Genomic DNA, 13,233 nt, shown 5'->3' on the forward strand with positions numbered 1-13,233 from the left:
GCTCTCGAATTCAGTCATGAAAATTGTCAAACCAGATACGCTCGGGCTGCTCTACCGGACACTGCGCCTTGACGGCGCCGACTGGCTGTCGGTCGGCGCGCTCGCCCTCTTTCATCTGCAAGCCGATACATCGGCCGGCCCGGCGAACCTCGCGACCGAGGTCGAACTCTGGCGGACGGCTCAGCGCTCGCTGGGCGACCATATGCCGCTCGACGAAGGTTTTCCGAAACCTGCCGGCGAATTTCTCGTCTATGGACGAGCCTATGCGCGCGAGCGAAAAGCTGGTGCGCGCACATCGATCGCCGTGCGCGCGCGTGTTGGTACAGCTTGCAAGGAACGCTCGCTCGACGTGCGCGACTCGGCGCCGCTCGTCGATTTCCATGCTCTGCCGCCGTCGGACCGCGAACGTGCGCGTCATCTCGGCTCATTCGACTCGCGCTGGCTAGCCAAGCAATGGCCGCACCTGCCAGCTGGCACGCACGCCGACTACTTCCACGCCGCACCGCTCGACCAGCGGATCGACGCTTTCTGGAACGGCGACGAGGATATCGAGCTCTTGAACATGAATGCGGCACGCCCGATCATCGAGGGCAAGCTGCCACGCGTGCGGGCGCGCTGCTTTGTCGAGCGCTCAGTCGACGGTTTCGCGCGTATCGATGCATGCTCGATGCGCGCGGAGACTGTCTGGCTGTTCCCCGACGCCGCGTGCGGGATCGTCCTTTTTCGCTCGACCGTTGCGATCGACGACGAGGACGGCGATGACGTAGTACGGTTGATCGCGGGCTGGGAGAGTCTTGATACGTCGCCATTGCCGGTCAATGCTTACGTCGATCCGCCGCTAATCGAAAACGGCCATTCACGAGGCGCGGTCGCGCAAGCACTACCTGAGACCGTCGCAGCGCCGACGGTTTCCGCCGATGCGAATGTCGACACCGACGCCGATAGCGGCACAAATCGCGAATCACCTTCAAATCCCGAGCCGCCCGTACCTGACCTGTCCGAACTCGAAAAGGCTGCTGCGGAACTCGCCGCTCAGACCGACACGCTGCTTTCCAAACACCGCCTTACTCAAGCCGACATCGCGCGTCTTCTGCCCGATCGCGACTCGCCCGCCAACCTGAGCATGGACGAGCTCGCCACGCTCGCAGTGAAACTCGAAGCGCATACGGAGCAATTGCGTCTGCAGTGCGATGGGCTAATGTCAGACGGCGCGCATATTGCCGCGCAACCGTCCGGTTCTGAGCCGCATGAAGCATCGCTCAACGAGTTACTTCAACAAGTCGACACGCAAACACGCGCCGTCCTCGAACAGACCGGCTTGTCTCGCGCGCAATTGCACGCAATCTCGCAAAGCCAACCAGCGTTGGCCGGCATCTCATCCGCGCTCGATATACTCGACGCACCGCTCGACGTCGAGGCACTTACGGCGGGCGTTACGAAGTTTGCCGAGCGCGATTCGACCGAGCCTGTTGGGCCAACCGAGCCAGACCAGACACCGATCTCGACGCAGCCGGCCGATGCTGCTGGCGTCTTTACAAGTCCAGCGCCGTTTCCGCCCGAGAATACATCATCAACCACACCCGCCGGCAAACTCACGCGCGAGCAGGTAATCGGGCACCACCAGAACAAACGTGGCTTCGCAGGCCTTGATCTGAGCGATTTGGATCTGTCGTTCATTTCACTGGAGCGTGCGGACTTCAGCGGCGCAATACTGGCTCGGACGCGCTTCGTCGGCAGCCGGCTGTCCTACGCGTCGTTCGATCATGCGGAGCTACAGCACGCGGACTTCTCTGACACCGACTTACGCGGCACGAAATTCGAGAACACCAGCGCGCCTGGCGCTTCGTTCTGCGCAGCGATACTCGACCGCGCATTGCTCGATCGCAGCGACTTCACCGGCGCTGACTTCGCGCGCGCGTCGCTCATCGATTGCAGCTGTACGCACACGCTATTCGACACAAGCAGGATGACGGCGCTCTCCGCCGCGAGACTTAACGGCATGAACGCAAGTTTTCTCGGTTGCAAGCTCGATACCGCCGACTTCACATCCGCGAGCCTGCCTCACGCGAACTTCCAGCACGCAAGCTTGCGTGGTGCGACGTTCGAAGATGCGCATTGCAACGACGCCGAATGGCAAGGCGCACAAGCGTCTGAGGCGAATTTCAGGGGCACCGTACTATGCGGCTCGCGTGCGGACGCATCGAGCTACTTCAACAACACCGATCTGGGCGGCGCAGTACTCGACGATGTCAACTGGAGTGGCGTCGATCTACGCTTCTCAGATTTGCATAAGGCATCACTCGATCGCGCGAACCTGAGCCATACCAATGCATGCGGGGCAATTCTGATGCTGACAAGTGCAAAGCAGATCGACTTGTCAAAGGCTGATCTGAGTCATGCCGACTTGCGTCACTCGAATCTATTCAAGGCGTCGTTGCGCCGTGCGCAGCTCGTCGGCACGCAGTTTCAGTTCAGCAATCTGTACGGCGTCGACTGCTACGGCACGAAGCTCACCCATGCGCAGCTCGAAGGAGCGAACCTCGACCGAACGCTGCTCGCCGTACCCGGTCGCCCCGAACTCTCTCCCGCCCGCTGACACATTTGACGATATCAATGTCCGCCACACTTCAATTGGCGCTTGCCGCACTCGCCGACACTCGCACACTCACTGGCGTCGATCTATCGCATGCCGACCTTTCCCGGCACGATCTGTCCGGCTGTACGCTCGATCGCGTAATCTTGCGCGGCGCGGATCTTTCAGCCGCACGACTCGACGCGACACGCTGGCTGCACTGTGATCTAACAGGCGCGCGTGTCGACGGCGCGACGCTCGACGCGTCGAGCTGGCATGCGGTCGCACTGCGTTCCGCGGCCCTAAATTCGACGACTGGCAATACATTTGTGATGACAGACAGCGACCTCACCGAAGCAACGCTGTGCGGCGCGCTATGGGAGCGCGCGATATTCGAGCGCTCCGACCTCAGCTCGGCGCAATGCACGAACGCAAAACTGCTGCACTGCGAGACGGTCGAGTGCCATTTCGAGCACACTGATTTCGGCCTCGCCGAGCTTGAGCGATTCTCGGCGATGCACGCAGATTTGTCGACCGCGCGCTTCGATGCTACCCGGCTGACGAAAGCGCTCTTCACCGGCGCAGATCTGCACGGACAACGCTTCGATCGCTGTGATCTCACGATGACGCATTTCTGCGGAGCGAATCTCTCAGGCAGTGATTTCAGTAGCGCAGCGCTCATGCAAACATTGTTCTTCGACGCCGACCTCGAGCGCGCGACGTTGCGTGGAGCAAAAGGACGACACACGCGCTTCGCAGGCGCGACGCTTGTTGGAGCCAATCTCACCGATGCAGTGTTCGATCAGAGTGATTTTGCACGAACGCGCCTGTCGTCGATGCATGCGCGAGGCTTGCAGGCGCAGATGTCACTCTTCACACATTCCGACTGCACCGATGCAACGCTCGCGGGAGGCAGCTTTGTCTATTGTGATTTCTCACACGCGAATCTAATGCGCGCCGATTGTACCGACGCCGACTTCTCACACGCAAACCTGCATTGCGTCGATGACCGAAAAACCTGTTGGGACCGCGCTCGCAAAATGGGGGCGCGTCCGACAGATCCCTCGCTGGCGCATGCCGAGCAATGGACCGCGCATAACCGGTAACACCTCACTACGCATCTTCCGTTATGAACATTCTTTCCACTTCTTCCTTGACAGCGCCTCCATTCCCTCTCATTGACCATATGCGTCGAACCAGATGCCCAGGCGACTACGGTGCAGTGCTCCGCACCGCGCACGTTATCGGCCACATCGACAAGTGGCTGCTACTCGACGATTCGACCGGCCGCGCGCGACGCGCATCTGGCTGCCTGCTTGAGCCCGACATTGGAGATTGCGTCCTGATCTGGGCGCCTGTGTCCTCGCACGCGCCCCCCGTCGACGACGGCGATTCCGGCGCGCCGTGCACCTATGTGCTGACCGTGCTCGCGCGCGGCGACTCGTCGCGCGCGACAATCACACTGCCCGGCGACGCTGTGCTTGAAAGCAGCACCGACGGGCTACGCATCGATGCCCCCCGCGTCGCTATTGCAGCTCGGGACCGGATCGATGCCGACGCACCGCACATTGGGCTAAGCGCGCAGGAAGGCCGCCTGCGTGTCGCGCATCTCGACGCATGCGCGCAATCTATCGATGGCCGCGCGAGTGAAGTTCGCCTCGTCGCGAAACACTTCACCGCGACAATCGATCGCGTGCTGTACAGACTCGGCGATTGCTTTCGCCGTGTGCGCGGCGTTGACGACACACGCGCAGGCCGAGTGCGCTGGCAAGTCAACGAGCGTGCGCACTTGCATGCGCGTGACGTGACGCTGCTCGCGGATCGCCAAGTCGGTATTGACGGCGAGCGCGTCGAGCTCGGTTGATTCTTTTTTGTGAAATTCGAGCATGTTTATCGTCACCATCGCCTCCGGCCTGTGCATGAGTCCCACAGATATCTGCAAGACACCGACACCGACCGGCCCGATTCCCGTTCCATATCCCAACACAGGTCTGCCGATGACCGGCGCATCGATTACAACAAAAGTGCTCGTTTGCGGCGTGCCTGCGCTCACGAAGAAATCAACGATTCCAATGACAAATGGCGATCAACCCGGCAGCGTCGGTGGCGTGATGTCCGGAAAGATCATGGGCAGAGTCGAATTCACAGCTGGCAGCAAGAAGGTCAAATTTGAAGGCAGCCCGGTCGTGAGACTCGCGACGCCGACGAAGCAGAACGACGGCAATGCCGCTGGCGCGGTCCTGCAACCGAGCCAACAAAAAGTGATGGCAATGAGCTGAGGATTTGATATGGCCGACATCCAGATTTCCACTTCGCAAGTGTCAAGACTTAATCCGCGTGCACACCTCGTGCGCCGACTCGCATCATTCGTCTCAGCCGTTGCCACACTCGCTGCACTGGCCGGCTGCATGACGAGCATCACCGAAGAACAGGCGCGCGCCGACGTGCGATGGGACTACGCGCCGGACGCGCTACTGCTCGACATCGATGCGTCGCCGCGTCTAAACGAATACCAGAACACGCCGCATACACTGCTGCTGACGATCTTCCAGACCACTGATGCGCAGGCCTTCCGCAACCTCTCAGACGACCCGAACCACCTGCGCGCAACGCTAACGGCCGGCACCGCGGCAGCTGGCTTCATCCAGGTTACGCGTTATGTCGTCGCGCCGGGCACACGCGTTGCGCTGTCGATTGACCGCGCTCAGCAGGCACGCTACGTGGGCATCGTAGCCGGCTACTACGACTTCGACGGCCCCCGCGCCGCACGGCTCTACGACGTGCCGTTAAAGATCGACAAGCGCGGCTGGTTCTCGCACACGTATCGCGCAGCGCCGCAGACGTTCGAGCTAAAGCTACGGCTCGGTGCACATAGTATTACCGATGCACACGAACAGGGCTTGCGCCTGCCTCCTTCCGGCGCACGCGTCTGGACTATGCTCGACGGCGGCGCAAAGGTACTAACGCGGCCAGCAGAACCTGAAAGCGACGCGCCCAAAACGCCACGCAACCAGTGAACGTGACTATTCAAGAACCCGAAACGAATGATATGAAAAGCGTGTATTGGCATCAGGGGATGCTCCTGCAGCCGCAACATTTTCAACTCTCCGAGTTGCATCAGCAGTTCCGTCTCGAGCCGTGGCTCGCGGCGGGCATGCCACATTTCTGGGGCGTCGGCGAATTGACTCTGTCGGAGGCATCGATCGACAACCGCGTGATCGAGATCCGGTCCGCGCGACTGCTATTTCCCGACCGCAGCTACACGGAATATCCTGGCAACGCAGTCGTCGCAGCACGTACATTTGATCCCGCGTGGCTCGACGAAGGCCGTCCGCTAGTTGTCCACGTCGCTCTTGAGCGTCTCGCGCGCGACGCGAACAACGTGACCGTCGCGAGCACCGCTGACGCGCGGCTACATGCAGCAACGCGCTACGCGACGCTGCAGTCTGCCGAGGACGTTGGCGATCTTTATTCAGACCACCCACCCGCGCCAGTGCGAACACTCACGTACGTACTGAGGATCGTCTTCGAACACGAGCTTGACGACCTCGCCGATCACGAGACGATTCCGATCGCGCACATCATTCGCGACGGCGACCGCTTGCGGTTTGCCGACGACTTCGTGCCTCCGTGCTATGCGTTGTCCGGCTCGCGAGACCTGAAAAACAGGGTTGCCTGCATCCGCGACGAACTCGCCGGCCGTGCGCGGCGACTGCAGCAATATAAGTGCCCGCGAGAGATGCGGCACGTCGAGTTCGACACAAATTATATGGTGTTCCTGCTTGCACTACGTTCGCTGAACCGTTTCGGTTCGCAGCTATTTCATCTTACCGAATACGACCGACTTCATCCGTGGATGATCTACGGCGCACTGCGCCAGCTCGTCGGTGAATTGAGCGTGTTCTCTGAGCGCTTCGACATGCTCGGCGAAACGTCCGATGCCCGCGGCGGCCTGCCGCCCTATGACCATCGCGACATCAACGGCTGCTTCTCTCGCGCTCACACGCTGATCAGTCATCTGCTCGACGAAATCGCAATCGGCCCCGAATACGTCGCGGCGTTCGAACCCGACGGTACGCAGCAGTTGGCGCAACTTCCATCCGAGGTTTTTGACGCGCGTCACCTGTTTTATCTGACGATCCATAGCGAAAGTGATCCGGACACGCTCGCGCAACGCTTCCTCAACGGCGGCCGCGTCGCAGCGGCCAACGAGATGCCACAGCTCATCGCGCTCGCGTTGCCAGGCGTCGACCTGACCCGCCTGCCGTGCGCTCCGCAAGGGCTGCCGCGCCGCAGCCATGCTCAATACTTCCGGATCGAGCAAACCGGCCGTCAGTGGGATGCGATCAAGCGCGACGGACTCTTGTCACTACGCTGGCTTGATGCACCAGACGACCTGCACGCCGAACTTATCGTAGTGAGGCAATCGTGATGAAGCTATCCGATTCGTTAATGCCTTTGTTCGCATACGTACGGCTTTTCTTGCAAAGCCCTCGCGGCGACGTCGCCGAAGTTGCACAGCGAATTGACGCCCTGATCGAAAACGCGCGCAATCATGCGGTCCGCATCGGCACAACTAATTCCGATTTCGACGACGCCCTGTTCGCGGTTTGCGCGTGGACCGACGAAACATTATTGAACAGCGGCTGGGACGACGCCGACTGCTGGACGCAACAGCTGCTACAGAAGCGCCACTTCGATACGTCGCACGCGGGCGTAGAATTCTTCGAGCGCATCGACCATCTCGACGGCGCGCGTGGGAACGTGCTGGAAATTTATCTGTTCTGCGTCAAGCTCGGTTTCCGCGGCCGCTATGGCTACGATGACAACCGCCAGCCACTCGACGAGATCCAGCGACGTGCGAGCGAAATATTGTCGGCCGACGTGCCCATGCCTGCTGAAGGCGAATCGCCATTTCCCGCCGCATATGCATGCACCGATCCCTGCGATGCGGCTGCGCGTGCACTCGCTCGCCGCCGTCGCCTGAAGCTCACAAGTCTGAACTTCGGGGTACCACTCGCGACTCTCCTCTCGCTCTATCTGATCTATCACATCATCATTTTGACGATGGTTAACTCAGCTCTGCCCAAGCTGCAATGAAGACAATCAGCATTCTTTTCCTGCGTATCATCGCGCTGTCCGCGGTCGCTGCGTCCAGCGCGATGGTTGCGCTGTATTTCGATTGGTCGCTGTGGTATGCACCTGCGATATTCTTTGCGACGCTGGCCGGGTGGCTGCTGTACCGCTTCGCGCGCCGCGCGCTGCGCACCGCCCGCGACCGCGGGCAACTGGCGCGACTCACCGCGTCCGAGCACCTTCCGGTGAACCGCGATACGCCGGAGAAACGACTCGCCGCTCGCTGGAAATCCTTTGTCGACTCGCTAAAGCGCATCGCGCCGCAATTGCGTGGCCAACCCATTAACGTACTGCCATGGTATGTCATGATCGGCCGCCAGGGCGCGGGCAAGACGACCGCGCTGGCGCGCGCGCGCGTCGCATCGCCACTTCGGCTCGTGTGCCACGATGCGCCGCCCGAACCGACCGCGGACTGCGACTGGTGGTGCTTTGACGACGCAATAGTGCTCGATCTAGCGGGCCGCTACGTGGAGCCCGACGCAACGGATGCAGACTTACGCGAATGGAGCGCAATTCTCGATCAGCTCGGTCACTATCGCGCTCGCGAAGGCTTGAATGGCGTTGTCGTTGCCATTGATGTGCAGCGCCTCATCGACGCGAATCATGATGCATTAACGCTCGACGGCTGTGTCGTCCGCGAGCGGCTTGAACAGCTGATCCGCCTGTTCGACCGGTGCTTCCCGGTCTACATTCTCGTCACGAAATGCGATCAGATTTACGGCTTTGACGATTGGGCGACGCAGCTCGCGCCAGCAGCCCGAAACCGCGCGTTCGGCTATCACGGTGATCATGACGTGAACGAGTTTATCGCCCACGCATTCGATAGCATACACACCCGCCTGAGCGCGCTTTGTACGACTCTGACAGCGCACGGTGATCTGCCGCCTCCACGTGCACTTCTGCTGCCAAACGAGCTTGCACGCTTGAGGCCCTCACTCGACGTGTTCGTACGTGCAGCATTTGGGCCGAACGTCTATCAGGAGACGCCTTATCTGCGGGGCTTGCTGTTCGCGAGTGGCCGTCAGATGGGTGGTGCGCATTCCCTGACGCTACCGGACTGGCTCGATGCCACGCCGCGGCGCAACACCGATGACGCAGGCCTGTTCTTGCACGACATTTTCGCTTGCGTGCTGCCGCGCGACCGCCACGCATCGCGCCCAGTCGAACGAGCGAGCCGATGGCGGCTTACGACGCGGCGCCTCGGACTCACCGCGTGGCTGATGGCCTGCGTCACGGCTGGACTGCTGATGACAGCATCGTTCGTTAGCAACGTGCAGACTGTCGACCTTATCCGGCGCACGTACCCTACGCATCTGCGCTTTACTGGCGAGCCGGAGCGCGACGCCGCGGCGCTCAGCAAGATCAGCCATGTGGTTGCGCTGGTCGAGCGGCACAGAAGTAGCTGGTTCATGCGCTGGATGTCCGTCACGCCTGTCGACAAGCTCGAGACCGATCTCAAGCGCCGCTATGTCGCTCGTTATCGACAAACGATCGAACCAGTCTCCGATCGCCTGCTCTACGGCCAGTCAGACAATGCACGAGATCGAAACGCCAGTGACAGCGCAATTGCCGCTGATACCGCGCCACGAACTGCCGCCCGTATCGTCAATCTGGTCCGCTATGTGAATCTGGTGCAGGCACATTTGCGCGGTGCAGACCGTGAAGAGCTTAACCGGATGCCCGCGCCGACAATCGTCGACATGCCCGGACGCACCGATGATCTATCTCCGCTGCTAGCCGAGTTAATCGTATCCTACATCGCGTGGAGCGCGCCGGGCGACGACGCCCTCGCCAAGCGCGTCGCAGCCGCGCAGGCGAAACTCGAGGATCTCGCTTACGATGACCGGAACTGGTCCTGGCTGCTCGATATGCCAGATACGGAAAGGCCGCCTGACGTCACGCTCGCTGACTTTTGGTCGACGGGAGCCGCGCGCGAGGCTCCGCTCGCACTACGCGAGGTGCGAGTGCCCGTCGCACTGACGGCCGCGCACCGCCCGACAATTGATGCGTTCCTCATCGAGATGGCACAGGCAGTCGCCAACCGGCCGAAGTTCCTGTCTCACCGCAGTGCGTTCGACACATGGTATCGCACACAGCGTATCGACGCCTGGCGAGACTTCATCGCACGCTTCCCGCAAGGCGAGCAGTTTCTGACGACCGAAACACAATGGCGGGCAGTAATCGACCGGATCCCCGGCAGGCGCGATCCTTTCTCGTCGCTGCTCACTCGCGTCGAGCGCGAATTCGAAACAGAGTGCGACGACGCCCTGCCTCCGTGGCTATCGTTCGTACGCGAAACGTCGCGAATGCTTATGTCCGTGCAAGGGCAATCATCGGACAAAGGTATTAGTGCGGTGCTTGGCTCGATCACGCGTAGCGGCGGCAAAGCCCTGCGGGAAACGCTCGGCGGCGCACCCAGGCAAGGGCAGCTGACGATCAAGCGCGACGCCGCGCTTCGGACTGAACTTGCCGCCTACAACCGCGACGTCGCAGGGTTAGCAAACGATTCGCTGGCCGGCCCCGGCAGCGCATATAGGCTCGCTGTGGATTTCCACGGGTTCGGGGTCGATCCATCGATCGAATCCTCCGCGATGCATGCCGCCTTCGACGCGCTTAGTGGCGTCAAGCGGCTCGCAAGCGACCAAGGTATTGGCGGCGACGCCATCTGGAGTGTCGTTGGCGGACCACTCCACACAGTTTTCAGATACATCGAGCAGCAAGCAGCGTGCGCATTACAAAGCAACTGGGAGCGGGATGTACTGTGGCCACTCAAGCGCGCGTCTACCGGCGACGAGGCTAGCAACCAACTGTATGGCGCACAAGGCGCAATCTGGGCGTTCGTTGACGGCCCCGCAAAACCGTTCGTCCGACTGGGAGGGATGCGCGCATCGACGGTCGAAACGCTTGGCTACCGGCTTCCATTCACCGACGCATTCTTGCCGATGCTCGACGACGCAATCACAAAACGCGTCGCGCAACAGCGACGCGACGCCGAACAGCAAGCGCGACAGCAGACAGTTGCTGAACTCGACGAACGGATCGCATCACTCAGCAAGCAGCTCGACGCGCTCGATACACAGATCGTGCACATCGGCATCGTTGCACAGCCAACCGGCGTGAACCCGGACGCGCAGGCGAAACCTTTCGAGACCGTGCTGACGCTGCAATGTGCCCCGCTAGCGCGCACGCTGACCAACTACAACTTCCGCGTATCCGAACAGATCGCTTGGCGTCGCGACCAATGCGGCGACGCGACACTGCAGATCAAGCTAGATGGCGTAACACTCGTACGTCGGTACCGTGGACAGCTCGGCATTGCGCACTTTGTCCAGGACTTCCGCTACGGCGTCCGCCATTTCACACCACGTGACTTTCCAGAGGCGGAAGCGCGTCTCGCCGATTTGGGCGTCCGCTATGTCGACGTCCGCTACGATTTCACCGGACAGGATGCGTTGCTTGAATTAGCGGGACGCATCGAGGAACTTGAAAAGATGCGACGCGACGAAACAGCTCAGAAACAGCAGCTCGCGATTCGGCCAAGCAGCAAAGCGTGCTCTGCCGCGGCGCCTGAGGTTTCAACGGTGCTGCCTCGTCGCATCGGTGCTTGCTGGAATAGTCCGGTTCACACCGACAGTAACAGTAGCATCAGCCGATGACCAATGGCTTGACGGCGCGCGCCACCGCCGCGCCGCCGCATCCGCGACCCACTCCCTTTGCATGCGCTTCGTCATGGTCCGCAATACTCACTGGGATACTGTCAGCTTGCAATTCAAGGTCGTCGCGTCGCCCAATCTGCGGGTGCGATCCGGTGATCTGCTATAGAAATCCTGGACAGAAATGAGTGTTAGTGTTTCGGAGCAATGAAGCGCTTTGGTTTTCCGGACCAGGCTGAAGGTTAGTTTTCGACGCTGTTGAGACCTTCTGACAGGTGCCGAAGGTCGAATTGCCGGGCGAATTCGCCCGGCACCAAGTCGTTGAGAGCCATGTGAGGCCGGTCTCATTGTAGTCCTGCCGCCACGCTTCGATCACCCGTCGAGCCTCCTCAAGGGATTCGAACCAGTGGAGGTTCAGGCATTCGTCGCGGAACGACCCGTTGAAGGTTTCGATGAAACTGTTATCGGTCGGTTTGCCATGTCGACTGAAGTCGATTTGCACCTTCTGGTGATAGGCCCACATGTCCATCAGGCGTCCGGAGAATTCGCTGCCGTAGTACATGCAGAATGTCAGCCATCAGGGGTAACGGGCATCCTTTGGATTGCCCGTTCACCGCCCGCCGGAGGAAACCGAAATGGCCGACTTGCTGGAAGGTACGCTGCCCCTGAACCTGGTTGCGATCGACATAGCCCGTTATTCGAACGCGGTGTTGATCGAGTTGTCGGACGGGAAGCGTCAGCGCTTCCGGATGACCAACAGCGCTTCTGACTTTGACCGGCTGTTGAGTTACCTTCAAGCGCTACCCGGCAATTGCCGGGTAGCGCTTGAGCCGACCGGCGACTACCATCGCCCGCTGGCTCACCGTCTGCTCACGGCCGGGCACGAGGTGGTCAGCATCAATTCCGTGGCACAGGCTCGGTATCGCGAAGCGATGTTCAACTCTTGGGACAAGAACGATCCGAAGGACGCGCAGATCATCCAAGAAATGCTCAAGCGTGGCACATATCAGCGTTACGTGGACCCGCAGATCGCCGGCCATCATGACCTGCAGGAACTTGCAAAGACCTACTACCAGGTTTCTCGCGCACGCACCAAGGTGCAGCACTCACTGATCAACCACAGCCTGCCCCTATACTTCCCGGAGATGCATCGCTACTGGTGCACCACCCGCAACGAATGGTTCGTGCGTTTTCTGCTCGAGTTTCCGACGCCGACGCACGTACGCGCCCTGGATCGCGAGAGCTTTGTGACGGCTGCATGGGATCTGGTCGGCCGCAAGGTGAACAAACGCGCCAAACTCGAAGAGATATGGGAAACAGCCGGGCACACCGCTGCCTTGCCTCACGCGCCGGATTGCCTGGCTGTCGAGACATTCCGTATTACCCTGCGCCGGTACCAGGAGCTCAACGTGCTGCGAGCTGCAATCGAGGCGCGAGCCGAGGCCGAGCTTCACGATAATGCCACCGACTTCGCCCATCTGAAGACGCTGCCCGGCATTGGTTCGGTGATCGCCATGACTATCCTCGCCGAGGCCGGCGACCTGCGCCGTTTCGGTCACCACCGTCAGTTCCTGAAGTACTGTGGGTTCGACCTGGCGAAGATACAGTCGGGCACCCAGCGGGGACGTGAGCAACTCTCCAAGCGCGGCAATGCACGGTTGCGGCTGGCCTTCTGGATGGCAGGCATGGCTGCCGTGCACATGAAGGAGAACTCCTTCCGCTCGAAATATGAGCGTTACGTCCATGCAGATCCGGACGACGCTGACCTCAAGCGCAAGGCGCTGACCGCCGTGGCAGCGAAGATGGCTCGCGTGGCTTACAGCATGATCAAGAGGAACCAGCCTTAGAGACGGTTTCAAAAAGAGACGTAGG

9 protein-coding genes and 1 pseudogene are annotated in these 13,233 nt (G+C 60.7%); 9 read left to right on the top strand and 1 reads right to left on the bottom strand.

Going from position 1 to position 13,233, the window contains the following annotated elements; all coding sequences use genetic code 11:
- Nucleotides 1-16 precede the first annotated feature (16 nt).
- The 8 genes from VL15_RS20820 to VL15_RS20855 are packed head-to-tail and all read left to right on the top strand — an operon-like array spanning nt 17 to nt 11,364.
- Nucleotides 17-2,596 carry a DUF2169 family type VI secretion system accessory protein gene (locus VL15_RS20820; RefSeq protein WP_048248193.1) on the top strand — a complete coding sequence of 860 codons (2,580 nt, stop codon included), beginning with the start codon at nt 17-19 and terminating at the stop codon, nt 2,594-2,596.
- A 17-nt stretch (nt 2,597-2,613) separates the two neighbouring features.
- A complete protein-coding gene (locus tag VL15_RS20825; RefSeq protein ID WP_048248194.1) occupies nt 2,614-3,678 on the top strand; it encodes a pentapeptide repeat-containing protein in 1,065 nt (354 codons plus the stop codon).
- A gap of 23 nt (nt 3,679-3,701) precedes the next feature.
- Complete coding sequence (locus VL15_RS20830) at nt 3,702-4,436, top strand: DUF3540 domain-containing protein (protein WP_048248195.1); 735 nt, start codon at nt 3,702-3,704, stop codon at nt 4,434-4,436.
- A gap of 22 nt (nt 4,437-4,458) precedes the next feature.
- Nucleotides 4,459-4,851 (top strand): DUF4150 domain-containing protein, encoded by a 393-nt coding sequence (locus tag VL15_RS20835; protein ID WP_048248196.1) that lies wholly within the window; start codon nt 4,459-4,461, stop codon nt 4,849-4,851.
- Nucleotides 4,852-4,860: 9 nt separating this feature from the next.
- Entirely contained in the window at nt 4,861-5,589 is a 729-nt protein-coding gene (gene tssJ, locus VL15_RS20840) for a type VI secretion system lipoprotein TssJ (RefSeq protein WP_080970898.1), read from the top strand.
- Between the two features lie 32 nt (nt 5,590-5,621).
- Entirely contained in the window at nt 5,622-7,004 is a 1,383-nt protein-coding gene (gene tssK, locus VL15_RS20845) for a type VI secretion system baseplate subunit TssK (protein ID WP_048248198.1), read from the top strand.
- Nucleotides 7,004-7,672: a DotU family type IV/VI secretion system protein gene (locus tag VL15_RS20850; RefSeq protein ID WP_048248199.1), complete on the top strand. Its 669-nt coding sequence runs from the start codon at nt 7,004-7,006 to the stop codon at nt 7,670-7,672. The genes tssK and VL15_RS20850 overlap by 1 nt, the downstream gene beginning before the upstream one ends.
- Complete coding sequence (locus VL15_RS20855) at nt 7,669-11,364, top strand: type VI secretion protein IcmF/TssM N-terminal domain-containing protein (RefSeq protein WP_048248200.1); 3,696 nt, start codon at nt 7,669-7,671, stop codon at nt 11,362-11,364. The genes VL15_RS20850 and VL15_RS20855 overlap by 4 nt, the downstream gene beginning before the upstream one ends.
- Before the next feature lie 239 nt (nt 11,365-11,603).
- On the opposite strand, the pseudogene VL15_RS20860 reads toward VL15_RS20855, so the two are convergent.
- Nucleotides 11,604-11,914 (bottom strand): annotated as a pseudogene (locus VL15_RS20860) (integrase core domain-containing protein); the annotation flags it as partial.
- A gap of 82 nt (nt 11,915-11,996) precedes the next feature.
- Here VL15_RS20860 and VL15_RS20865 point away from each other — a divergent pair.
- Nucleotides 11,997-13,208 carry an IS110 family transposase gene (locus VL15_RS20865; RefSeq protein WP_048248201.1) on the top strand — a complete coding sequence of 404 codons (1,212 nt, stop codon included), beginning with the start codon at nt 11,997-11,999 and terminating at the stop codon, nt 13,206-13,208.
- The last annotated feature ends 25 nt before the right edge of the window (nt 13,209-13,233 follow it).

The sequence above is a fragment of the Burkholderia cepacia genome (assembly GCF_001039005.1).
Classification (GTDB): domain Bacteria; phylum Pseudomonadota; class Gammaproteobacteria; order Burkholderiales; family Burkholderiaceae; genus Burkholderia; species Burkholderia theae.